The sequence below is a fragment of the Trichocoleus sp. AS-A1 genome, from assembly GCF_039962015.1.
Taxonomy (GTDB): Bacteria; Cyanobacteriota; Cyanobacteriia; order Cyanobacteriales; family FACHB-T130; genus FACHB-T130.
Map to the genome: position 1 here is coordinate 15,859 of NZ_JAMPKG010000011.1, position 22,139 is coordinate 37,997.

Below are 22,139 nucleotides of genomic sequence, written 5' to 3' on the forward strand. Positions count from 1 at the left end.
CCACAAGTCAACCCGGAAAAAGTCTTTCTTTGACTAATTGCCTTTTGCCTGAATCAATAAGCATCCTGCAACTCGTAAAAATCAGGCGAGACATAATCCTTCCGCAACGGATAGCCTACCCAATCTTCCGGCATCAAAAGCCGCTTCAGGTTCGGGTGTCCTTCATAGACGATGCCATACATATCAAAAGCTTCCCGCTCTTGCCAGTCTGCCGTCTTCCAAATCCAATATACCGAAGGAACTCTAGCGTCATCTCGCGGCAAAAACACCTTCAGCCGCAGTTCCTCCGGTCTGTCAGCATTGTCGCTCACTTGGATTAGATGATAGAAGCTAACCAATTCCTCTCCCGGCCCCGCATCATATCCACCTTGACACTGGAGGTAGTTAAATCCGTAAGCGTAGAGAGCTGTAGCAATCGGAATCAAGAAGTCCCGGTCAACTTTGATGATCTCAACATCACTGCGATCGCGTTCTAGTTCCTGATGCTCAAAACCGTTTTCCTTCAACCAAAGGGAAACCTTACCCGCTTCCACAATTTGGGATTTTGCTTGGGGTTCCCCTGAAGATTCTGCTGGAGATTCTGCTTCAGCCACGACGTTCCTCCTGTTTTTCTGCCGTCAACAGTGCTGGTGCTACAGGCATACCCGTCGCTGCCGCCAGCTCTTGCGGCGGAGTTTGGCGAGTTGCCAACTGTAAATACTTGCCATCGTGGATGGTTTCTACAGCTTGCATCTTGTGAGTGGTGCTGTAATAGCGATGGATTTGCTGAAACTGATCCCGCTCTTGGATAGAATCGTTCCCGATTTTCTTCCGCAGTTTAATGATCGCATCCATGATCGCTTCCGGACGTGGGGGACATCCAGGCAAATAGACATCGACAGGAATCAGCTTATCCACACCCCGCACCGCAGTCGGGGAATCAGCGCTGAACATCCCGCCAGTAATCGTGCAGGCTCCCATTGCAATCACGTACTTGGGATCTGGCATCTGCTCATAAAGGCGCACCAGAGCCGGTGCCATCTTCATGTTAATCGTGCCAGCAGTAATAATTAAATCTGCTTGCCGAGGGCTGGAACGGGGGACTAAACCAAATCTGTCAAAGTCAAACCGGGAACCAATCATCGCTGCCACTTCGATGAAGCAGCAGGCGGTTCCAAACAACAGAGGCCACAGGCTGGAAAGCCGCGACCAGTTGTAGAGGTCGTCAACCGTTGTCAGGATGACATTTTCAGAAAGTTCTTGAGTAACAGAAGGTCGCTCAATCGGGTTAAGGATCTTCTCTTTCTGCTGCGCCTCAAAGGCAGCAATATCACTGTTACCGTTAGATTTCATGACCATTCCAAGGCTCCTTTGCGCCACGCATAAACAAGAGCAACTACAAGAATTGCAATAAAGACCAAAGCTTCAATAAACGCCAGTACACCTAGACGATTGAAGGCAACGGCCCACGGATACAGGAAAACAGTTTCAACATCAAAAATGACGAAAACCAGCGCAAACATGTAATAGCGGATGTTGAACTGAATCCAGGCTCCCCCAATCGGTTCCATGCCAGATTCGTAAGTGGTGCGCCGCTCTGGACTACTACCACTGGGCCGCAGGAGCTTGGAGGCAGTCAGCGCCAAAATCGGCACCAGACTGGAAGCTAGCAAGAAGCCTAAAAAATACTCATACCCACTGAGGACAAACACGATCTTGTACTACCACTCAGATGAAAGGACGGCTGTTATTACTTCTTCACATTTATACATTATAAAGCGCCTGCCTCTGCCAAAGTTGCTAGTGGCGGGGCAGCGAACGTCGATCATCGATACTGTTTTCTGATTGACCCGTTCAGCTTTTCTAGTCAAGGCTCCTACTGAAGCGGACAACGTTACTGCTAGCGAGGGATGACAGCGAAGTCCTCTCCTCAAGGCAGAGGCAAGCTAAACAATATTAAGAAAATCCCCTACTTATGGCATAATTTTTAACATACATTTTAAGATTGGCTTCTCAATTTCATCTTGAGCCATGAGCAATCAAGCCGTCGATGCCCAACCACTAGATCGCTATGAATGTCGCGCCTGTGGCTACATTTATGAGCCGACTAAAGGTGATAGTAAGAGTAACGTTCCCTCAGGGACATCCTTTGAAGAATTGCCAATAGATTGGCGCTGTCCAATTTGTGGGGTGCGAAAAACACAGTTTCAAAACATTGGCGTTGTAGGCTCACCCTCTGGATTCAAGGAAAATCTGAGCTATGGTCTAGGCGTTAACCGTTTAACCCCAGGACAGAAGAATCTTCTCATTTTTGGGGCATTAGCCTTGGGCTTCTTGTTCTTTATCAGTCTCTATGGTTTGCAATAAAACCAACCTCAGCTTGCAACAGATGAAGCGAATCCCCGCCGCATTCGCTGGATTAACACTCGTATAGTAGAAGATTTGCACGCACCAGTTCTGGATAGTATGAATTTATTTGTGAGAAAGCTGAAACAAATTGCAATATTGTTGGCAGTTGTCCTCTTTTGCGCCAGTTGCAGTCAAGTTCCTTCCGTGAGCAACAGCCCCTGGCACGCCATTTCTCTACCAACACAAGCAAACTTACAGGATCTCGCTTTTACGGGCGACCCCAATCATGGCTGGGTTGTGGGGAGTGACTCCACACTGTTGGAGACAACGGATGGCGGCAAGACTTGGGAGTCTAGAAACCTGGAACTGGGAGATCGGCAATACCGCTTTACTGGCGTGAGTTTTGCCGATCAAGAAGGCTGGATTACAGGCGAACCCTCTATCTTGCTCCACACCACAGATGGGGGAAAATCTTGGACTCGCATCGCGCTGAGTAACAAGTTACCGGGGGCACCAAATAAAATTGTGGCACTCGGTCCGAACTCCGCTGAGATGAGCACCAACGTTGGGGCAATTTATCGCACTCAAGACGCAGGACAGACTTGGAAAGCGATGGTGCAAGAAGCGGTGGGCGTTGTCCGCAATATGTCTCGCTCTCCCGATGGCAAATATGTTGCGGTGTCTGCCAAAGGTAACTTCTACTCCACTTGGGAGCCGGGTCTAGATGCCTGGGTTCCCCATAATCGAAATAGCTCCCGAAGAGTGGAGAATATGGGGTTTGCACAAGATGGTCGGCTGTGGATGCTGGCGCGGGGCGGTCAGCTACAATTTAGCAGTCCTGAAAAGCCAGACGAGTGGGAAGAAGCACAATATCCAGAGGTATCCACCAGTTGGGGTTTACTCGATTTGGCATACCGGACACCTGAGGAAGTTTGGGTATCAGGAGGCAGTGGAAATTTGCTGCGGAGTCTGGATGGCGGCAAAACTTGGGAAAAAGCTCGCGAGATAGAGGATATCCCTTCCAATCTTTACAGGATTATGTTTCTAACACCCCAGCAAGGATTTATCATAGGTCAGCGAGGTGTTTTGTTGAAATACGAAGGTTCGTCGCAAGCGGCTTGAAGAGGAAAGCAAGATTGTTGTCATACAACTAATGCTTTGCTTGTGACTCTCTACCGAGTTTCGTATCATAATTAAGTTAGCTTTTAATTGTTGTCAGAGGAGGAATCTGAATGGCTGGTACAACTGGAGAGCGTCCATTTTCGGACATTATTACAAGCGTTCGTTACTGGGTAATTCACAGCATCACCATCCCTGCATTATTTATTGCAGGCTGGCTATTTGTTAGCACAGGTCTTGCATACGATGCCTTTGGGACACCCCGCCCCAACGAGTATTACACCCAAACTCGGCAGGAAGTGCCGATTGTTCAAGATCGCTTTGAATCCAAGCAACAAATCGAGGATTTTATAAAATAAGCGGGCAGTCTCTAGACATCGCTGGGTGTGAAAATAAAAGCACCTATTTGTGTTAGGATTGCCGGGGCAATTTTGGCTGGATTTGATGCAAAAAAGGGATTAAAAGTACCGCATCAATTCGGCTCTAAAGAGCGAACGGGAATCGAGTTTGATACATCGGTAGTGAAGTACCGTAGGTATACGGAAGTGTTTGGAAAAAGAATCACCTCTAGCTGGTTGGAGGAGACTTCAAAGGGTCAGTAGGCTCAATATAGGTTTACGAAGCCCTTTTTGCAGGAAAAGCCTTCCCGTTACGGTACGAAAAGCCCCATTTCTATCAAAAGAATTGGGAGTCTCAACAAGTAAGTCGTTTAAAAGAGGTGGCAGAACATGACTACTAATACGCCCAATCAGCCAGTTTCATATCCCATTTTTACCGTTAGATGGCTAGCGGTTCATACGCTGGCTGTCCCAACAATCTTTTTCTTGGGCGCGATCGCTTCTATGCAATTTATTCAACGATAGGAGAAACCTAATTATGCCAGAACGGAGTCCAAATCCCAATAATCAACCAGTTGAGTTAAACCGTACTTCTCTTTACTTGGGCTTGCTACTGGTTTTTGTCCTTGGTATCCTGTTTTCCAGTTATTTCTTTAACTAACTGGGCTTGACTGCATCATTTTTAAGTTTAATTAGGAGGGAAAAGCTGTGTCTGGAAGTGGAAGAATCCCGTTGTGGATTGTAGCTACCGTCGCTGGTCTGGGCGCGATCGCTGTGCTAGGTGTTTTCTTCTATGGTGCCTACGCTGGTCTAGGCTCCTCTTTGTAGAGAAAAGCTGGGTAATCAACTAGATTTGAGAGAACTCTCATCAAATCATCAAAAAAAACCGCCTCTCTGACTAGAACAGGCGGTTTTTTCCATTGCCTAACTAATGCCCAGCTAAATTTAAATTCCCGTTGGATCTTCGTGTTCAATGTAAAGAAACAAGAAGGCCATTGCGACAGCCGGGAAGATCAAGCCAGTTAGAGGCACTAGGATTGAGGGTAAGAATGAAGCTCCCATCTTTAAATTTCCTATTTTAATGAAACAGCTTTCGTAATTGAATTTACAGTGAATTGGTAGCCAAAAACCGAATCATAAAAATTTTTAACAAGCGCCTAATCCGCAAACTCATCTAGCGACCAGTTGGGCAAATCTGGGGGAATAACTATACGGTCAACGGTTACTTTATGGCTCTCTCGTTGGGTATAAGTATCAACCGTGACAGCTTCAAAACGGATTTCTACGCTCCCAAATGGCACAGTTAGTTGAGTCGTTGCCTCTAGGGATTCTAAACCAGTAGGGATAAAATCGACTAGCCACCGCGGGCCATCCAGCAGCGATCGCGTTTGGCGGTCATGCACCCACAGCTTGACATAGAGCCGGGGGGACTCAGATCGCAACGTCAGGCGGACAGCCAACGGTTGTCCGGCAATCAGTTCGCCTTCGGGTAAAACTAGCTCAGGCTCTGGCACGGGTTCCTCGTCCAGCGACGATGGCTGCGGTTCTGGGGGAACCCCCCGCCCCGCATTGGCAAAACGCGATCGCCCTGGTTGTACCCCCCTTGAGGAAGCTTCTCGCGAGCCATACCCGCCTCGCCCACTGGTGCTGGGAGGGAGTTCAGAAGGATCATCGTCTACCACAATTTCTCGCTCTGTCCAGTTAACCGCAGACTCTGCCATCGATAAAACATTCTTAGCCATCTCAACCGGGTTCTGCGGAGTTGCTGGCAGTTGACCAGAGGCGGCTCCCACCTCTTGGGAATTGTTCGTTGCATCGCTGGCAATACCGCCATCTTCACCCAATTCTTCCTCCAACTCTGGGAGGGGAGGTTGTTGGTCAAGCAATAGTGCTACAAGTTCCCAGTCTGTCGGCATTGGTGGCAAACGGTCATCCGTTTCCCCCTGCGGCTCGGCGGCAGTTGCTTCGGTGCCATCCGCAACGTCATCATCCGCAACGTCAGTGTCTTCGCTGCCCTCGGTCAGGTCTGCTGAAGGCTCTGCTTCCTCGGTAGATTCCTCCTCCGTTGCAAATACCTCTTCCGGTTGCAGCCATGCTGAAGATTCCTCATCCGTTGCCAGGTCGTTCAACCGGGACAAAAAACGATCTTGCAGCTTCAGGGTCGCAAAAGCCGTATCTAAGGGCGATGCTTGAGAGTTAACGGAGGGATGCGCTTCTCTTTGTTCGGCGGAGTGTTCTGCTCCCTCGATATCAGAAGCATCTTCAACACCTACGTCCTGCTGACTATGCAAATCTGTATCGGCATCAGCGCTGGCATCTGTTCCATCGGGTTCCTCCGGACGCTGCCAAGTCTGAGCTAAGTGATTCAATAAATTATCAAATAACTGCTCTACATCAGGCGCAGCCCCTTCAGGAGGGGCGGTATCAAGAGGTTGGGGAGGATTTAGGGAAGAAGATTTATCTTCTTCTTTCGCAGCGGATGTGTCGCCATTCTCGATGCGCTCGGTTGCAGGCATCGCATCAGAAATCACCGGAAGTTTAAGCGATCGATTAACTGGATTGGCAGGATCGGGTCGATAAAGTTGCGGGGGAAGGGATACCACCGGCGGAGGTTCAGAAGTCACTGATGTATTGCGATCGCTCAAAGCGAGAATGTCCTCAGGCTCATCGCTATCGGTTGCCTCCCCGTTCCCTGTTGCCTCAGTATCGGAAGCAATTGCTGGAAGTTCCGGGGGTTTAAGCGCTGCAATGGCAGGATCGGATTTAGCAATCTGCTCCGGTAGGGGTTTATTAGGTAAAGGTTCTAAGTGCAGCGGCGGAGTATCTTTTGCCGTTTCCACCAGATCGAGGAAAGATGAATCGATCGGGGGTGTCTCTCCTAAAAGGGAATCTAACGGCGGGTTCAATAAATTTGCGTGCTGTTTATCGTGAGCGATCGCATCGAGCAAGTCTTCCAAATCGGCTGTCACGGTAAAGGCGTGAGTCACCAAGACTGTCTCAGCCGCATCGATTAACGTGACTTCTCCTAAAATCAAACGGGTTTGGCAATTTTCGGGCAGCTCTAAATTACAGCTAAAAGAAAAACTCGGCACCTGTTCGGGTATCAGCTGCTGGACATCTACCAAGATTTGTGAGTTTTGCGGATCGCGCATTTCAATTCGCAGTACGTCTGGCGGCAAAAGATGCAAATCCCTAAAACTGTCTAGGATCTCTACTTGTCCACTGAAGGCAATCAGCTCTCCTCGACGCACGACCAGCGTCTCCCGATCGAGGGTCAGTCGGATCGGTGCTTCATCCATTTCAGGTGGCTCAGTTTCTGCTGAGTAACTTCTTCCGGCGGCAGCAAAGGAAAGCTCCGACGAGTTACTGACAGGGGGAGACGTTAAGGAATCGCGGGAAAACTCACTCTGCGGGATAGCTCCACGAGCCGTAGATGTCGGCTCAAACGCTTGCCAGACGGGATCGACGACTTCCTGTAAGATTTCGTCCACCATTTGTAGCGAGTGTTCTACGAGGCGGCTGACGGGCACTGCCGCCTTTGGAGGGGTGCGGTTGAGTGCCGTCTCCCATCTTTGTGCCTCCGATGCCCCGAAAGAGAGGAATAATTCATTGACTGCCTCATCATCGTCTTCTTCCCAGCCAGCATTAGTCATCGCCTCTGTCACTGATTCGTCCTCTGAGGAAGGAGGCACTGGATTCGGAAGGTCAACGTCGGCGGTGAGCGTTTCAGTGGTTGTCGGGGCAGGGTTAACGGGGCGGTCAGCGGCAGAACCTGCGGATGATTCTTGGACGGTTTCGGTGGCGACACCTACCTGGGCACTCCAAACGGGTCGCATGTGTCCAACTAAATCGACATCTGCATCTGCCGGGGTGGTTGGAAAAACCTGGAATTGAATTGCCTGCTGCCAAGTGTTGCCGAGGAAATCTGACATGATATCGCCAGAGCAGCGCAACTCCCAGCGCCCCGACTTGAGATAGGTGAAGGGAATGACCACCATCAAGCCTTCGGCGTTGGTGCGGCGCGATCGCTTCTGAAACCGCCGCTTGGGGGGAACTTCCTCAGTGCTGTCATAGGTGATGCGAATTTCCACCTCGGTGTTGGGACGGCTGGAGTGAGCAACCACCCGATACCGACCTTCTTGGATTTCCACACTTGGCGTCTCTAGGGAGAGCCAGGAAGAATCACCCTCTTGTTGTATTAGAAATTGCCAGTATTCCATAGGAGGCAAGCAGCAAGCATAAAGGATGAAGTATAAAGGATGAAGTTATTAGAGGCGCGGCTGAAAGACAGTGTGACGTATTATTACACGCCAAACTTCACACTTCATACTTCATATTCTTGTTACCTTTTTACTTTAATCTCCTGCCGCAGTTCCTCGATCGTTCCTAATAATTCACTTTGAGCGATCGCACTCTGCTCTTTCGATGCCATCCACTTCAGCTTGACAGTTTGGTTCTCTGCTTCCTCTTCTCCCAAAACCAAGCAAGCAACTGCACCGCTACGGTCAGCCCTAGCGAACTGCTTTTTAAAAGCACTTCCACTCAGGTCTAGATCCACGCTAAACCCAGCTTGACGTAATTTTTGAGCCAATTGTAAAGCTTGGGATTCTGCTTTCTCGCCTCTGGAAACCACGTAAAAATCCAACGTTGGGGCGGGTGGCTCTTGCAGCTGTTGCAGCAGGATGATCAAGCGTTCTAAGCCCATTGCCCAACCCACCGCTGGGGTCTTCGCTCCCCCCAGTTCTGCCACCAGCCCATCGTAGCGTCCACCACCACAGACAGTTGCTTGCGCTCCCAGGTCGTCGGAGATAATTTCAAAGGCAATGTGGGTGTAGTAATCCAGACCGCGCACCAGACGTGGATTGAGTTGGTAGGCAATCCCCAAATCAGCCAGACGGGCTTGGATTTGCTCAAAGTAGCGACAAGAATCTGCACTCAGATAATCCAAGATACTGGGAGCATCTTGAACAATTTCCTGCGTGCGCCGATCCTTGCTATCTAGTATCCGTAAAGGATTGCGACTCAGCCGTACCTGCGAATCCGAGTCCAACTCTTCTTTGTAAGGAGTCAGGTAATCTACCAGTGCTTGCCGGTAACGCTGTCGATCTTCAGGATTTCCTACTGAGTTAATATCCATGCGGAGATTTTTTAGACCGAGGGTTTGCAGAATATCGGTTGCGATCGCAATTACTTCTGCATCTGCCCTCGAATCGGCAGTCCCCAACACCTCTACACCCAGCTGATGAAATTGGCGCTGTCGTCCCTTCTGGGGAGCTTCGTAACGAAACATCGGTCCCAAATACCAGAGGCGCTGAATCCCACTTTTGACATCAAGAGCGTGTTCAATATAAGAGCGCACAACCCCAGCCGTTCCCTCCGGTCTCAGGGTCATGGAATAGGGATTTTCCCCCCGACTCTTGAAGGTATACATTTCCTTCCCTACCACGTCTGTGGTTTCGCCAATCCCGCGCTCAAATAGCGTCGTCAGCTCAAAAATCGGGGTGCGAATTTCTTGATAAGCCGCTCTGCTTAGAATATCCCGTGCGACCGATTCTACCCATTGCCAGTACCCGACTTCTTCGGGCAGAATATCCCGCGTTCCCCGTATCGCTTGAATGCTTCCCATTGTTTAGATTTTAGATTTTAGTGAGTGTCATGAGTTTTTCACCCCCAGGATTTTCACTTTACCCCCTTCGGGGATTGGGGGTTAGGTCATTGCAATGGCGAAAACTTCATGACACTGAAGATTTTAGATTCAATCCCATCTAAAATCCAAAATTTATTGGTTTTCCTCCTAAGGACAATAGCGCTGACTATAGTAGTCCAAAATCTGCGTGACCCATTGGCGACTCAATAAATCGGCATCTTCTGCATACTGAATCCACAAACCGCCAACTTGGCTTTGATAATAGTCGAACGATTGCCCCGAAGGCTGGGGAACCAAACCTGCGTCTACCCCTCCCACCTGACACAAATGGGCAGCAATTTCCCGATATACCGCTAAGGGTAACCCAGGGAAGCGAATTTCATACCGCAGGTTTTCTCCTCCAGTAGTCTGCACCCTTTCAACTCCTACAACAACTGAATCGTGGTACTTGTTTAAGCTTGAGGAGAGCCATTGATTCCTGGTTTCTTAGCAGGAGCAACAGCCGTTGGTGTACCGGGTTGATCGGGCGTTGCCACTGGTTTTTCCCCAACCCGTCTGGCAACTTCTCTGCCGTATTGCTCCAGAATCACTACCGGACTAGCACCATTATTGACTTCAATCCGCTTGACTAGCACCTGTCCATTAGATAAACGCTGTCCCACTCCAACGTAGCGACTTGGCTCGTTTGGTACCCTCACAATTGCCTGAGGTTCACCCCCCACCTGAACCACTCCTGTGACTTCTACACTTCTTGCCAAGTTTGGTTCTGGTAGCGGTGGCAGTTTGGGTAGAAGTGGCGCGGGAGCCGGAATCCGAGGAGCCGTAGCAATCCGGCTACCTGGAGTTATACCGTTTCTGTTCCCTGGAGGTGTAGCGTTTCTCCTACCCGCAGTCGCCCCATTCCCATTTCTAGCACCTGGAGTGGTAGTGGGGCGTATCGTCGTCCTGCCGCCTGCGTTCCCCCGACTGCCAGCATTCCCTCCGCCTCCAGCGGTTCTGGAAGGTCTGACAGGGGGCAGGGGTGGTGGTACGGGAATCACTCGACGCCCAGGAGTCAAACCCTGAGGAGGAGCTACACCAGGAGCCGGAAACGGAGGGGGAGGCGGACCCGAACCCGTCTCGTTTGGTGTCACTTCCACAATTGGTTTCAGGGGAACAAGTGCAAACGGATCTTGCCGCCCTTTCTGAATTCCTCGCAGGCGTGCATCAGAGTTAGTAGATGGAATCAAGCCGGAAAGCCCAGGAACGGGAGGCGGTTGTGGGGGAACCGTCTGCCCGGGAAATTGCAGGGGTGATGGTGAAGCAGTAGGTACAGCAGACGGAGCGGGAACTGGAACAATGCTAGGGCTAGGAGCTACAGCCGTATCCTCTCCCTGTGAACATCCACCCGCTAACACAGCAAGTATTCCCAAAAACGCAATCCATGAATGTTGACGCATGACCAGTCTCCCAGTGCTTTACCTGCATCCGCCAATAGAAATTCCCTGTTTGCTTTCAACAGTTCTAATATATATGCGGATAATTTATTTTATTAAATGTGTGCAAAAACACCCATCTATATATTCAGTTTAGTGGACAGAGATCGATTCATCGCGTTTGTGTTCCTTATCTTCCAGGAATCGGGAATCTCAGTTTCCGGTTGTTGGAAGAATCAATCGTCAATCCCTACCATTGACTTTTTCAGTGCATCCAGTCCCTTTTTTACCCGCCGAGAAACGGTCACAACACTGATATCTAAGCGTTCTGCAACTTCTTTTTGCGTTAAGTCGTGTAAGAAAACAAATTCCAAGATTTCGCGGGTTCGCTTTTCTAGCTGAACTAAAGCTTGTTGTAGGCGAAGCTGGTCTTCTTGCGCTAACTGAAAACTCCGATATTGCGGGTCTGGGACGATTTCACCTAAGCAAGTTTCACCTTCCGAACCATCCCCTAGGGGTACATCTAAGCTTACAAGTTCGCGGTTTTGAAAGGCCAACTTGATTTCCTGCCATTCTGCCTGTGAAATTTCTAGCTTTGCTGCCACCTCTGAATCGGTAGGAGGTCGGTTGTACTTCTGCTGGAAATACCGCGTCAAAGAAACTGCCTGATAGTGCAGTGCTTCCCAACGCCGAGGAATGCGGAATGAGCCGCCTTTATCCCGTAAATAGTGCTGAATTTCTCCGCGAATATAGGGGATAGCAAAGGAACTGAAGGCGTGACCCTTGGACAAGTCAAAGCGCTCAATTGCTCGAATTAAGCCTAAACAGCCGACTTGAAGCAAGTCTTCGTAACTTTCTGTACACTGATTAGTCCAGTGATGTGCTTCTTTTCTCACCAATCCAAAATTCAGTTTTACCAGCTGATTGCGAACAGTATCTAAACGATTTTGCTGGTACTCTCGCAACAGCCGTAAGCTTTCATGCTTCAGTTCAGGAGTGGCAGTGCTATACATATACGAAGTTCAGTTGGTAGAGTGGCCCGGTTAAAAACGTTTGTTTCAGTTATATTCTGTTTTTGAAGTGGGTGCTGTGATACTAAACATAGGTTGCGATAACAAAACTTTAAGCCGGAAAGCGAACAAATGCAGTTGGGGAAACGCCCAGGAATGTAGCTTTTTCCCCAAATTGCGATAAGTTGCTTTCTTTTCCTCGCTTCAAAATTCAGTTTATTCTCTGAACCTGGTCAATTACAACAGCATTTTCACCGAGAAACTCTCTTGTGGGAATCACTCACATGATTGCGGAGTGTAGGCAGAAGGATTAAACAGCAGATGCTGACCTTGCTAAAGAAAAGAAAAAAGGGGTTCCAAACCCCTTTTCTTCACCTGCAAGCAAAGCCAAGCCGCGTGGCTCGGTGCTAACGAGCAGATTTAAGCCTGATCTGGTGAAATCCGAGCATAGAAAATGCCGCGAATTTTCACTTCCTTAGCTTCGCCAGCGCCTAGATCGGTATCGGATGGCTGTTCGCTCTCAAACGTACCGGCAATTTCACCTGTGGCGTTATCCACTTTAGCGACTTGGAGAGAAATTTCGCCCTTAAGGGTTTCAGCACGCTTCACATTGGCACGTGTCAGTGCTTCCTGATCGGCTTGACTGGGGAGTGCTACTGCATTGTCATAACCAGTGACAACACCGCGACCCTTGGGATCGAGGAAAGCTGCTCCCCGATAGGAGGGAACGTTAAATTCGCCTTCAAAGTCAGTCGAGGTGTTAATACTGTCCATTCCTGGCTGGCTTTTGGCAACCAGATTTTTGATCGTGAATAGAAAGGGTACTCGCTCACCACCCGGTAGCTGGACGGTAATGGCTTGGAAGTCGAGACCATCCTGTTCAATAAAGGTCAAACGACGATCTTGATCAACTTGCAATTTACCCAGCACCTGGTCGATGCTAGAAGTAAACCGGGTCAACAACTTACCCTGAACGAATTGGGCGGATTGACGTTTGTTTGTAGATTCTTCTTTGACAAAGAAGCTGGTTGGCTGTAGGCACAGATTCGTCAAAGCATACGACTGTCCAGGCTGAATGGGAATGGCACCGCGTGTCGTTTCTGACAGTTGCGGGCAGTTATTCGCAAGCCCGGTGCCTCGAATTTGGTCGTAAGTGAGTGGAGTGGGAACACTGGTCGCAGCTGCTGGACCTTCACTACAAGCAGTTAATACTCCCAAGCACAAAGCTAGGAAGGCAACGATGAAAGCGCGATACCTCATGGTCAACCTCAAATATTTAATCTAGGAATCCCTACCAGTAGAATCTGATATTGGGCTTAAGTTACAACAGACAAAAGTGAAATTCTTAATCAGGCTCGGAATGGTTCGGCTCAGAATCTCTACAGTGAATTTTACAAGGCTTTGTGTTGCCTTTATCCTGAAGCTCAGTGTAAATTGACCATTCCAGTCAGTGAAAGACTCGGTTAAAGTTGAGTTGATCAAACGGAGTAAAGGGGATGGCGTGAACAGCGATCAGAATTTAGAATTGGGGCTTTTGAAGCCGGAACTGCAAGCGATCGCTACTTCTGTTCGCGCTTTGGCACAGACTTGCCAGGGGGATACTCTGGCTCTGTTGGCGTTGCTGCGGGCGTTAGAAAGTTGGCATCGTGAGATTCGAGATACTGTGTTTCAAGCGTCTTTACCGGATAATCGTCAGGCTCTATATGCCCTGCTGAAGGATATGGAAGAAGAAGGCGGCTGGCCCTATATTGAGCGCATGAAGGTGCGATCGCTGTTGGAAAAGCTCTCAGCCGCAGAATCGCCCAATTCTTCACACCCTCTACCACTGGAGTCAGAAACTCACCCACCTCAGCCTGGTTGAAGTTACACGGTTGAAGGCAAAACTCTTTCACTGGCGTGGCTCTAGGCGTGTGAAGTTGTCAATCTTTATTGGGCTATAGAGTACAACAAATGCTAAGATCCTCCAGTTATTAATGCAATCTCTGAACACTAACCCCCTGCTTAATTTATGCCGGTTGCTGTTAATCCGATTAAGTTTGGTACAGATGGCTGGCGAGGCATCATCGCCGCAGACTTTACGTTTGAGCGGGTGGCTTTGGTAGCACCGTTGGCGGCACAAGTCCTGGCAAATGTCTATGGCGAGACGACGGGTAGCCGCACAATTATTGTGGGTTATGACCGGCGCTTTATGGCGGAAACGTTCGCCCGTAAAGCGGCCCAAGTCGTGCAAGCAGCCGGATTTGAGGTGCTGCTGAGCAGTAGTTATGCCCCCACACCGGCATTCAGCTGGGCGGCTTATCAACGGAGAGCTTTGGGAGCTTTGGTGATAACCGCTAGTCACAATCCCGGATCATATTTAGGGTTAAAAGTCAAGGGTGCATTTGGAGGATCGGTACCCCCGGAAATTACTCAGCAGATTGAAGCGTTGTTAGAGAAGGAACCGTCACCTGACTCGACGATGGCGGGAAGCTTGGAGATGTTCGACCCGTGGCCCAATTACTGCGAAGCGCTACGGGCGAAAGTGGATATTACTTGCATTCAGGATGCGATCGCCCAACATAAGCTTGCTGTCTTTGCTGATGTGATGCACGGTGCTGCTGCAACTGGACTGGAACAACTGCTGCAAACGCCAATCCAGGAAATTAATAGTTCCCGCGATCCTTTATTTGGTGGCAGTGCGCCGGAACCTTTGCCGCGTTACCTTTCCCAGATGTTTCGGCAGATGCGGACTCACCGACGCCGCAGCGGTGATGGGTTGGCAGTGGGGTTTGTATTTGATGGAGATAGCGATCGCATTGCGGCTGTCGATGGACAGGGAAATTTCCTCAGTTCCCAAATCCTCATCCCAATTTTAATCGAACATATGGCATCTCGGCGGGGATTGACGGGCGAAGTCGTTAAAACAGTGAGTGGTTCCGACTTGTTTCCCCGCGTTGCCTCCCTGTACAATCTGCCAGTATATGAGACGCCTATTGGATACAAGTACATCGCCGACCGGATGCTAACGACTCAGGTGTTAGTCGGTGGTGAAGAGTCGGGAGGGATTGGCTACGGCAATCATATTCCAGAACGGGATGGGCTGTTGTCAGCGCTGTATCTGCTTGAAGCGATCGCGCAATCAGGAATGGATCTCAGCGATCTTTACCAGCGCTTGCAGGAGAAAACTGGCTTTCATTCTGCCTACGACCGCATTGACCTACCATTAGCGAGTATGGAAGTGCGATCGCGCCTGCTAGAACAATTACAAAATACACCCTTAACTGAGATTGCCGGTCGGTCGGTAATTGATTGCCTAACGATTGATGGTTATAAGTTCCGGTTAGCCGATGATAGTTGGTTGATGATTCGCTTCAGCGGAACCGAACCCGTTTTGCGGTTGTACTGCGAAGCGCCAACGCTGAAACAAGTTCATCACACCTTAGAGTGGGCGAACAAGTGGGCGAATTCAGTTTAAACCCTACAAAGTATCTGCATCGGTGCCCAATGCCCGTAGTTTCGCAACAAAAAGGAATCGGCTCAAGCTTGAGCCGATTCCTTTTTGTGAATAAGCAAAAATAAATTTCAATGCTGAGTAAACCAGACACTTTAAACACTCCTTTTGGTTCATGATTAGGAATGCGGAATGCCAAAGAATTGCATCATTTGCTTATATAAGTCTTGGTTTTCCTATTCAATATAAAGACGGATATAAGTTGTATATTTTAGCACTGATATAGAGACTGTCAAAACGGTTGGCTTGCTGCTGACAATATCCCTCCTTACTACTAAACAGATATAAACAGATAAAAACGGACTTAGCCAAATTTGCTCCTTTCTGTGGCAATCTGAGAAACAGAGAGGAAAGCCAAAATTAAACAAAAGGTTATGCAAACCCTGCCCAATCCAAGCACTACCAGTGCATCTTCCAGTCAACCCTCCTTTGAAACCACTATCAAGCGGCGCAAAACTCGTCCCGTCAAGGTGGGGAATGTCACGATTGGCGGCAACTACCCAGTGGTAGTGCAGTCGATGATTAATGAAGACACGCTTGATATTGATGGGTCGGTTGCCGGAATTCGCCGCCTGCACGAGATTGGCTGCGAAATTGTCCGCGTTACCGTGCCAAGTATCGGTCATGCCAAAGCTTTAGCAGAAATCAAGCATAAATTAGCTCAAACCTATCAACCAGTGCCCCTGGTCGCTGATGTGCATCACAACGGCATGAAGATTGCCTTGGAAGTTGCCAAGCACGTTGATAAGGTGCGGATTAATCCAGGGTTGTATGTATTTGAAAAGCCAAAAGCGGATAGAACGGAATATACCCAAGCTGAATTTGATGAAATTGGCGAAAAAATCCGCGAAACTTTAGAACCCTTAGTAGTTTCCTTGCGAGATCAGGGTAAGGCAATGCGAATCGGGGTAAATCACGGTTCTCTTGCTGAAAGAATGCTGTTTTCCTACGGCGACACCCCCGAAGGGATGGTGGAATCTGCCCTAGAATTTATCAAAATTTGTGAATCTCTCGACTTCCGGAACCTGGTAATTTCTCTGAAAGCCTCGCGGGTGCCAGTGATGTTAGCCGCTTATCGTCTGATGGCACAGCGGATGGATGCGCTAGGCATGGATTATCCCTTGCATTTGGGCGTCACTGAAGCGGGTGATGGCGAATACGGACGGATTAAGTCTACCGCAGGCATTGCGCCTCTGCTTGCTGATGGGATTGGCGATACGATTCGAGTCTCAATCACTGAAGCACCGGAAAAAGAGATTCCCGTTTGCTACAGCATTCTGCAAGCTCTGGGATTGCGGAAAACGATGGTGGAATATGTCGCCTGCCCCTCATGTGGGCGGACATTGTTTAATCTAGAAGAAGTGCTGCACGAAGTGCGGGAAGCCACCAAACATCTTACAGGTCTGGATATAGCAGTCATGGGATGTATTGTCAATGGTCCCGGAGAAATGGCGGATGCCGACTATGGTTATGTTGGTAAACAGCCCGGTTACATCTCTCTGTATCGTGGCAGAGAAGAAATCAAAAAAGTGCCAGAGTCTCAAGGAGTTGAAGAGTTGATTAATTTAATTAAGGCAGATGGACGTTGGGTCGATCCTTAAGTAAGTGCTGAGTGGTGAGTGTCGAGACAAAAGTTAATTCAAAACTCACAAAATAATAAGTGTTGAGGAAAGCATTAATTTAAAACTCAATCGCGAGAAATCGCGTTTTTACAGCTCAAAACTCAAAACTCTCTACTTCCGGACTTGCACTTAGTGCAGCTGGATAAATAATTGCGCTCTCCGGCTTCCATATATGGCCTGTGCTAGAGTTAGCGTAATTCCTTGGCAGTAGTTTCCCCCCGGCTCAGAAAGGATCATGGTAATTACAAAACGCGGGCTCGTTCTCGGTGCGACAGCACTGGTTTTATCGACTGTTGCTGTTACGGGCGCTGGTATTCATCTGTCTCAAGGTCAGGCTTTTTTTCGTGAAAGTCCCAAGGAACTTGTAGATGAAGTATGGCAGATTATTGACCGCAGTTACGTAGATGGCACCTTTAATAAAGTCAATTGGCGGTCAGTTCGTAAAGACTACCTGAATCGGTCTTACCCCAGCAAGAAGGAAGCCTATGAGGCGATCCGGGAGATGCTGAAAAAGCTGAACGATCCCTACACCCGCTTCATGGACCCGGAAGAGTTCAAGAGCATGCAGATTGATACTTCTGGGGAATTAACTGGCGTTGGCATTCAACTCGCTCAAGATGAGAAATCGAAAAAGCTAACGGTTATTGCGCCAATTGAAGATACACCAGCGTCTAAGGCTGGTGTTCTGGCAAAGGACACTATCACTAAAATTGATGGCAAAAGTACCGAGGGCATGGATGTCAATGATGCTGTGCGCCTGATCCGAGGACAACCAGGAACGCAAGTAACCTTGACCATTCAGCGGGGCGAAAAGGAATTAGTATTTCCTCTGAAACGAGCGCGGATTGAAATCCATCCGGTGCGCTCTAGCAAGCAGAACAGTCCTACGGGTGAGATAGGCTACATTCGCCTGAATCAGTTTAGCGCCAATGCTGCTAAGGAAATGGCAGATGCGATTAAGGGTTTAGAACGGCAGAAGGTAAATGGCTACATTCTGGATCTGCGTTCTAATCCAGGTGGATTACTCTACGCCAGTATTGAAATTGCCCAGATGTGGTTAAAAGACGGCACAATTGTCTCAACGGTGGATCGTCAGGGCGAAAGGGAGCGAGAGAAAGCGAATAATCGCGCCCTCACAGATAAACCGTTGGTGGTGTTGGTAGATGGCGGCTCGGCGAGTGCTAGTGAAATCCTCTCTGGGGCGTTGCAGGATAACAAGCGAGCTGTTTTGGTAGGGACAAAAACCTTTGGTAAAGGCTTGGTGCAATCGGTGCGGGGGCTGGGGGATGGTTCGGGACTAGCGGTGACGATCGCTAAGTATTTCACTCCCAACGGGCGCGATATTAATCAGGCGGGGATCAAGCCGGATGTGGTGCTGGAAATGACGGAAGAGCAGCGCAAGGCATTGCAAGCCGATCGCAATAAAATCGGCAGTGCTGACGATCCTCAATACGCTAAAGCGCTGGAAGTGCTGAATCAGAGGATTGCCGCCCAGCGAGGGAACCAGGCGCAGAAATAGTTTTGAGTTATGAGTTTTGAGTTAAAATTCCAAACTCAAAACTCATAACTTATTGGGGTTGGCACTTTCCAGCGCGAATTAAGCCGACGCGACGAGCGATCGCGTCCGACTGGGAATCAAATGGTCCCCATCGTTCCACAAAAGCTGATTTATCCTCTCCTTCGACTTGTTCGCTGGAGAGGATTTCGCATTTTCCTTCTTGGCGCTTGACAATATACCAGATTTGTGTAGCAGTCATTCGGTGAAGATTCGCAAAAAACGCCTTGAAGAGTAGCTTAGTGATGAGTTTTGAATGATGAGCAATTCATTCAAAATTCAAAACTCATAACTTTTCTAGTTAATGTGCGCCGTTGCCGTTTCCAGAAGTTGCGATCGCGCGTTCAACCAGCTTGTCTGGAACTTCTTGGAGATGGTCGTACTTCCAGTGAAAGAAGCCGACGCCCATTGTAAGCGATCGCAATTCCACAATAAAGTTGTGCATCTCTGCTTGGGGTAAGTAAGCAGAAATGCAATCCCAACCGGGCCAATCCGACTTCCCTTCGTAGCCGAGAATTTGTCCCCGACGTCCGCTGACTAGCTGAAGAACCTTAGAGGTAAATTCGGCTGGGGCACACGCCTGAATCGCGGTAATCGGTTCTAGGAGCGTTGGTTCGCACTTGGGCATTCCTTCCTGCATCGCAATCCGGGCTGCCTGTTTAAACGCTTGTTCGGAACTATCAACCGAATGGTAGGAACCATTCGTCAGCGTCACTGCTACATCGACCACGGGGAAGCCCAAGGGGCCATGTACCAAATACTCCCGAACACCCGTCTCAACGCCAGGGATATACTGTCTCGGTACGACGCCACCGACAATTGTTTGACTGAAGTTAACGCCTTCGCCACGCGACAGCGGCTTGATATCCAGATAAACATCACCAAACTGTCCGTGACCGCCACTTTGGTGCTTGTAGCGCCCGTGAATCGAGGATGCAGGTTTGCGGATGGTTTCTTTGTAGGGAACGCGGGGCAGGTGAGTCGTCATTGGCAGGTTGTACTTGCGCCGCAGTCGGTCGAGGGCAACTTGCAGATGAATTTCACCTTGACCCCAAAGGATGACTTCGTGGGTGTCTCCATGTTGTTCCCAAGCTAGGGAGGGGTCTTCTTCTAGCAGCTTGGTGATGGCGCTGCTGAGTTTAACTTCATCGTTGCGTTTTTCGGGCGTAATCGCTAAAGCAAAAACGGGTGCCATTTGCTCGGCTTTGGGGAGTTCGGTCGCCAGTGGGTCGCCGGAAGCGGTCAAGGTATCGCCTGTTTTAATTCCCTCTAAGCGTCCCAAGACGACAATCTCACCGGCTTCGGCTGAAGTCAGCGGCTGTTGTTGCTGACCCATCAGACGATACAAGCCACCAGTCCGAACGCCATTGAGGACAATTCCATCAGTCAAGGTGCCCTGCCACACCCGCACCAGGGAGATTTTCCCGCCTTGAGGAGTGTAATAGGTTTTAATCGCTTGCGCGAGGGGGGCATCGGCATGGAGAACAATTCCCCGACGTTCGGCAGTGGTGGATGGGTCGGGTGCTTCTCGCAACAACGCTTCCAGCAACGGTCGCACTCCGTAATCTTGCTCGGCAACGCCCAGGAATACAGGCACGATCAAATCTGCCCCTAACTCCATCTTCAAGTCTTGGAGAATTTCTTCTTGGGGGGGGTTAATTTCTTCTAGCAGTTCTTCTAGCAGGTGGTCGTCAAAATTTGCCAATTCCTCCAGCATTTCGGCACGGGCGGCTTGTTCCTGCTCTTTGAGGTTATCTGGCATCGGCACCGGGTCGGCGGCGGCACCAGGATGGTAGTGATAAGCTTGTTCGCTCACCAGGTCGATAAAGCCGCTGAGCTGTTCGCCTTGACCAATGGGATACTGGTGTGGGATCACGGGGCGACTGGAGACTGTTTTTAGGGCGTGCAGCACGTCCATGAAGTTGTTGTTCGCCCGATCCATTTTGTTGATGAAGACTAGGTGCGGAATTTCCCAGTCGTCGAGGAATTTAAATAGCGGCGCGAGAGTCATGACGCGATCGCTCACGGGTTCGCACACGACAATTGCCGCATCGACGCCAATCAGAGCATTGTAGGTTTCTTGAGCAAATTCAACCGATCCGGGACAATCGACAAAGGTGAAGCGGACACTGTCGTAATCGGTGCTGGCAGTTGATACTTCCACGCTCATGTGGCGATCGCGTGCCTCTTGGGAACTATCTCCCACCGTGTTACCGTCTGAAGTGCGACCTTTGCGGGAAATCGCACCCGTGACGAAGAGCAAACTTTCTAGTAACGTAGTTTTGCCACTTAAATAGGGGCCAACAATTGCAACATTGCGTACCCCGGACATGACTTTTTCGTTCATGATTCACCCCCAACAAAATAAAAAAGATGTAGAGATGTGAGCGATCGCATGGGTATACGGGATTGATGCCATTGGCAGCTTCTGGAGAATTTTTGCCCTCCCGTGCCGATGGCGATCGCTGTTAACAGTTAGATGGAATTTTGTATCCCTGAATGTGAGGTTAGCGCGTTCTAGGGGCAATGACTGAGAAATTGCAATTTCTTTTAAAGCAAACCCAGCAAAAACTTAAGTTGAATGAATCAGTATTAATTAGCTATAAATTTTATGAATATATGCAACAAATAACCGCAAATTTGTTAGAAGAAAATCTGAATGGGTGGCGACAAACGTAACAATTGTAAAGAGGTGACACGGAGAATGAGAACGTACCAGCAGATGAGATGGATAGCTGGAGGGTTAATACTGTTACTGAGTGGGAGGATGACGCCAGCGGTGGCTGGGACACCCGTGACGCCGGTACAAATTGCTCAAGCTCAATCGGCAGTGGACTTGATGAATCAGGGACTCCAGCTAATCGGTCAAGCAAAAACACAAGAAGCGATCGCCTCTTTTCGACAAGCCGCTAAACTCGACCCCAAACTGGCACCCGCACATTACAACTTGGGGCTGGCTTTGCGTCAGGTAGGGCAATTGCAGCCAGCAGCGGATGCCTTTTACCAAGCAGTCCAAGCCGATCCTAACTTTGCTCTCGCCTATGCCAATTTGGGTGCAGCGCTGCTTGAGGGAAACAACTTGCAGCAGGCGGGTGATTATTTGTCACGGGCACTGGAACTCAACCCACAGTTGGGAGTTGCTCATTACAATCTAGGTTTGGTAAGGGAACAGCAGGGAGATGAGGAACGAGCGATCGCGTCTTTTAAACAAGCGATGCAGTTGAGTCCCAACGCACCAGAACCTGCCTATCATCTGGGACTTGCTTATCTACAACAGAACAACCTGAACCAAGCAAAAAAAGCATTCCAGCAAGCCATTAAAATCAGCCCTAAATATCCAGAAGCCCACTATAATCTCGGTTCCATCCTGATGAATCAGGGAAATTTAGACGAAGCCCTCGCAGCCTTTCGCAAGGCAGCGGAGGCTAATTCTAACTACCCCAATGCCTACTATGCTGCCGGGTTAGTCTTTCTGCGCCAAGGTCGTTACACTGATGCCCAGCAAGTTTTGCAATATGCCAAACAACTCTACACTGCCCAAGGGAATACCCAGTGGGCTTCTAATGCAGAGGAGTTATTGAAGCGATCGCAAAACCCCTAAACAATTAAAAATTA

The 22,139-nt window shown here is 49.2% G+C and carries 23 protein-coding genes; 11 read left to right on the forward strand and 12 right to left on the reverse strand.

Annotation, left to right across the window (positions count from 1 at the left end):
• Nucleotides 1-53: 53 nt before the first annotated feature.
• Genes NC994_RS10320 through ndhC form a run of 3 tightly spaced genes read right to left on the reverse strand, consistent with a single transcriptional unit; the run spans nt 54 to nt 1,691 of the window.
• Nucleotides 54-593 (reverse strand): NAD(P)H-quinone oxidoreductase subunit J, encoded by a 540-nt coding sequence (locus tag NC994_RS10320; RefSeq protein WP_190435038.1) that lies wholly within the window; start codon nt 591-593, stop codon nt 54-56.
• Nucleotides 586-1,332, reverse strand: a complete 747-nt coding sequence (locus NC994_RS10325; RefSeq protein ID WP_206753379.1) for an NADH dehydrogenase subunit K — start codon at nt 1,330-1,332, stop codon at nt 586-588. Before NC994_RS10325 ends, NC994_RS10320 begins: the two co-directional genes overlap by 8 nt.
• Nucleotides 1,329-1,691 (reverse strand): photosynthetic/respiratory NAD(P)H-quinone oxidoreductase subunit C, encoded by a 363-nt coding sequence (ndhC, locus tag NC994_RS10330; RefSeq protein ID WP_190411000.1) that lies wholly within the window; start codon nt 1,689-1,691, stop codon nt 1,329-1,331. The genes NC994_RS10325 and ndhC overlap by 4 nt, the downstream gene beginning before the upstream one ends.
• A 319-nt stretch (nt 1,692-2,010) precedes the next feature.
• Here ndhC and NC994_RS10335 point away from each other — a divergent pair, with 319 nt between their 5' ends.
• From NC994_RS10335 to NC994_RS10360, 6 genes are all read left to right on the forward strand, one after another.
• On the forward strand, nt 2,011-2,346 hold the full coding sequence (locus tag NC994_RS10335; protein WP_190410999.1) for a rubredoxin: 336 nt from the start codon (nt 2,011-2,013) through the stop codon (nt 2,344-2,346).
• 99 nt (nt 2,347-2,445) lie between these two features.
• On the forward strand, nt 2,446-3,450 hold the full coding sequence (locus tag NC994_RS10340; RefSeq protein WP_190426782.1) for a photosynthesis system II assembly factor Ycf48: 1,005 nt from the start codon (nt 2,446-2,448) through the stop codon (nt 3,448-3,450).
• A 110-nt stretch (nt 3,451-3,560) separates the two neighbouring features.
• Nucleotides 3,561-3,806, forward strand: coding sequence for a cytochrome b559 subunit alpha (gene psbE / locus NC994_RS10345; RefSeq protein ID WP_190410997.1), 246 nt, complete (start codon nt 3,561-3,563; stop codon nt 3,804-3,806).
• Between the two features lie 369 nt (nt 3,807-4,175).
• Complete coding sequence (gene psbF, locus NC994_RS10350; protein ID WP_190410996.1) at nt 4,176-4,310, forward strand: cytochrome b559 subunit beta; 135 nt, start codon at nt 4,176-4,178, stop codon at nt 4,308-4,310.
• A gap of 13 nt (nt 4,311-4,323) precedes the next feature.
• Entirely contained in the window at nt 4,324-4,446 is a 123-nt protein-coding gene (locus NC994_RS10355; RefSeq protein WP_190410995.1) for a photosystem II reaction center protein L, read from the forward strand.
• Nucleotides 4,447-4,493: 47 nt separating this feature from the next.
• Nucleotides 4,494-4,613, forward strand: coding sequence for a photosystem II reaction center protein J (locus tag NC994_RS10360; RefSeq protein ID WP_190410994.1), 120 nt, complete (start codon nt 4,494-4,496; stop codon nt 4,611-4,613).
• A 117-nt stretch (nt 4,614-4,730) separates the two neighbouring features.
• On the opposite strand, the gene psaI is transcribed toward NC994_RS10360, so the two are convergent.
• The 7 genes from psaI to NC994_RS10395 form a co-directional block, all read right to left on the reverse strand.
• Entirely contained in the window at nt 4,731-4,847 is a 117-nt protein-coding gene (gene psaI, locus NC994_RS10365; protein ID WP_190410993.1) for a photosystem I reaction center subunit VIII, read from the reverse strand.
• A 95-nt stretch (nt 4,848-4,942) separates the two neighbouring features.
• Nucleotides 4,943-8,005, reverse strand: a complete 3,063-nt coding sequence (locus NC994_RS10370; RefSeq protein WP_199299585.1) for a hypothetical protein — start codon at nt 8,003-8,005, stop codon at nt 4,943-4,945.
• Nucleotides 8,006-8,127: 122 nt separating this feature from the next.
• Nucleotides 8,128-9,411: a histidine--tRNA ligase gene (gene hisS, locus NC994_RS10375; protein ID WP_190435044.1), complete on the reverse strand. Its 1,284-nt coding sequence runs from the start codon at nt 9,409-9,411 to the stop codon at nt 8,128-8,130.
• 168 nt (nt 9,412-9,579) lie between these two features.
• On the reverse strand, nt 9,580-9,846 hold the full coding sequence (locus NC994_RS10380) for a hypothetical protein (RefSeq protein ID WP_190410991.1): 267 nt from the start codon (nt 9,844-9,846) through the stop codon (nt 9,580-9,582).
• A gap of 38 nt (nt 9,847-9,884) precedes the next feature.
• A complete protein-coding gene (locus NC994_RS10385; RefSeq protein ID WP_190435047.1) occupies nt 9,885-10,871 on the reverse strand; it encodes a hypothetical protein in 987 nt (328 codons plus the stop codon).
• Nucleotides 10,872-11,083: 212 nt separating this feature from the next.
• Nucleotides 11,084-11,860, reverse strand: a complete 777-nt coding sequence (locus NC994_RS10390) for an RNA polymerase sigma factor SigF (RefSeq protein WP_190410989.1) — start codon at nt 11,858-11,860, stop codon at nt 11,084-11,086.
• Nucleotides 11,861-12,277: 417 nt separating this feature from the next.
• A complete protein-coding gene (locus NC994_RS10395; protein ID WP_190410988.1) occupies nt 12,278-13,117 on the reverse strand; it encodes a photosystem II manganese-stabilizing polypeptide in 840 nt (279 codons plus the stop codon).
• Between the two features lie 241 nt (nt 13,118-13,358).
• Here NC994_RS10395 and NC994_RS10400 point away from each other — a divergent pair, with 241 nt between their 5' ends.
• From NC994_RS10400 to ctpC, 4 genes are all read left to right on the forward strand, one after another.
• Nucleotides 13,359-13,718, forward strand: a complete 360-nt coding sequence (locus NC994_RS10400; RefSeq protein ID WP_190411053.1) for a hypothetical protein — start codon at nt 13,359-13,361, stop codon at nt 13,716-13,718.
• Nucleotides 13,719-13,865: 147 nt separating this feature from the next.
• The gene (locus NC994_RS10405; protein ID WP_190435050.1) at nt 13,866-15,311 is read left to right on the forward strand and encodes a phosphoglucomutase/phosphomannomutase family protein; all 1,446 of its coding nucleotides are present in this window, start codon (nt 13,866-13,868) and stop codon (nt 15,309-15,311) included.
• Between the two features lie 410 nt (nt 15,312-15,721).
• Nucleotides 15,722-16,948, forward strand: a complete 1,227-nt coding sequence (gene ispG, locus NC994_RS10410) for a (E)-4-hydroxy-3-methylbut-2-enyl-diphosphate synthase (RefSeq protein WP_190410986.1) — start codon at nt 15,722-15,724, stop codon at nt 16,946-16,948.
• Between the two features lie 256 nt (nt 16,949-17,204).
• Nucleotides 17,205-18,488 carry a carboxyl-terminal processing protease CtpC gene (gene ctpC / locus NC994_RS10415; protein WP_190410985.1) on the forward strand — a complete coding sequence of 428 codons (1,284 nt, stop codon included), beginning with the start codon at nt 17,205-17,207 and terminating at the stop codon, nt 18,486-18,488.
• Nucleotides 18,489-18,537: 49 nt separating this feature from the next.
• Here ctpC and NC994_RS10420 read toward each other — a convergent pair whose 3' ends face one another.
• Together NC994_RS10420 and NC994_RS10425 are read right to left on the reverse strand one after the other, a co-directional pair.
• Nucleotides 18,538-18,726, reverse strand: coding sequence for a DDE transposase family protein (locus tag NC994_RS10420; RefSeq protein ID WP_190435053.1), 189 nt, complete (start codon nt 18,724-18,726; stop codon nt 18,538-18,540).
• Nucleotides 18,727-18,825: 99 nt separating this feature from the next.
• A complete protein-coding gene (locus tag NC994_RS10425) occupies nt 18,826-20,871 on the reverse strand; it encodes an elongation factor G (protein ID WP_190435056.1) in 2,046 nt (681 codons plus the stop codon).
• A gap of 420 nt (nt 20,872-21,291) precedes the next feature.
• On the opposite strand from NC994_RS10425, the gene NC994_RS10430 reads away from it, so the two are divergent.
• Complete coding sequence (locus NC994_RS10430; protein WP_242030376.1) at nt 21,292-22,125, forward strand: tetratricopeptide repeat protein; 834 nt, start codon at nt 21,292-21,294, stop codon at nt 22,123-22,125.
• The last annotated feature ends 14 nt before the right edge of the window (nt 22,126-22,139 follow it).

Coding starts and splice junctions, on each gene's coding strand:
- NC994_RS10335 (WP_190410999.1), top strand. CDS start 2,011: ATGAGCAATCAAGCCGTCGATGCCCAACCACTAGATCGCTATGAATGT.
- NC994_RS10430 (WP_242030376.1), top strand. CDS start 21,292: ATGACGCCAGCGGTGGCTGGGACACCCGTGACGCCGGTACAAATTGCT.
- NC994_RS10395 (WP_190410988.1), bottom strand. CDS start 13,117: ATGAGGTATCGCGCTTTCATCGTTGCCTTCCTAGCTTTGTGCTTGGGA.
- psaI (WP_190410993.1), bottom strand. CDS start 4,847: ATGGGAGCTTCATTCTTACCCTCAATCCTAGTGCCTCTAACTGGCTTG.
- NC994_RS10355 (WP_190410995.1), top strand. CDS start 4,324: ATGCCAGAACGGAGTCCAAATCCCAATAATCAACCAGTTGAGTTAAAC.
- NC994_RS10340 (WP_190426782.1), top strand. CDS start 2,446: ATGAATTTATTTGTGAGAAAGCTGAAACAAATTGCAATATTGTTGGCA.
- NC994_RS10385 (WP_190435047.1), bottom strand. CDS start 10,871: ATGCGTCAACATTCATGGATTGCGTTTTTGGGAATACTTGCTGTGTTA.
- NC994_RS10425 (WP_190435056.1), bottom strand. CDS start 20,871: ATGAACGAAAAAGTCATGTCCGGGGTACGCAATGTTGCAATTGTTGGC.
- NC994_RS10325 (WP_206753379.1), bottom strand. CDS start 1,332: ATGAAATCTAACGGTAACAGTGATATTGCTGCCTTTGAGGCGCAGCAG.
- psbF (WP_190410996.1), top strand. CDS start 4,176: ATGACTACTAATACGCCCAATCAGCCAGTTTCATATCCCATTTTTACC.
- psbE (WP_190410997.1), top strand. CDS start 3,561: ATGGCTGGTACAACTGGAGAGCGTCCATTTTCGGACATTATTACAAGC.
- NC994_RS10370 (WP_199299585.1), bottom strand. CDS start 8,005: ATGGAATACTGGCAATTTCTAATACAACAAGAGGGTGATTCTTCCTGG.
- NC994_RS10405 (WP_190435050.1), top strand. CDS start 13,866: ATGCCGGTTGCTGTTAATCCGATTAAGTTTGGTACAGATGGCTGGCGA.
- ctpC (WP_190410985.1), top strand. CDS start 17,205: ATGGTAATTACAAAACGCGGGCTCGTTCTCGGTGCGACAGCACTGGTT.
- NC994_RS10390 (WP_190410989.1), bottom strand. CDS start 11,860: ATGTATAGCACTGCCACTCCTGAACTGAAGCATGAAAGCTTACGGCTG.
- NC994_RS10420 (WP_190435053.1), bottom strand. CDS start 18,726: ATGACTGCTACACAAATCTGGTATATTGTCAAGCGCCAAGAAGGAAAA.
- ispG (WP_190410986.1), top strand. CDS start 15,722: ATGCAAACCCTGCCCAATCCAAGCACTACCAGTGCATCTTCCAGTCAA.
- hisS (WP_190435044.1), bottom strand. CDS start 9,411: ATGGGAAGCATTCAAGCGATACGGGGAACGCGGGATATTCTGCCCGAA.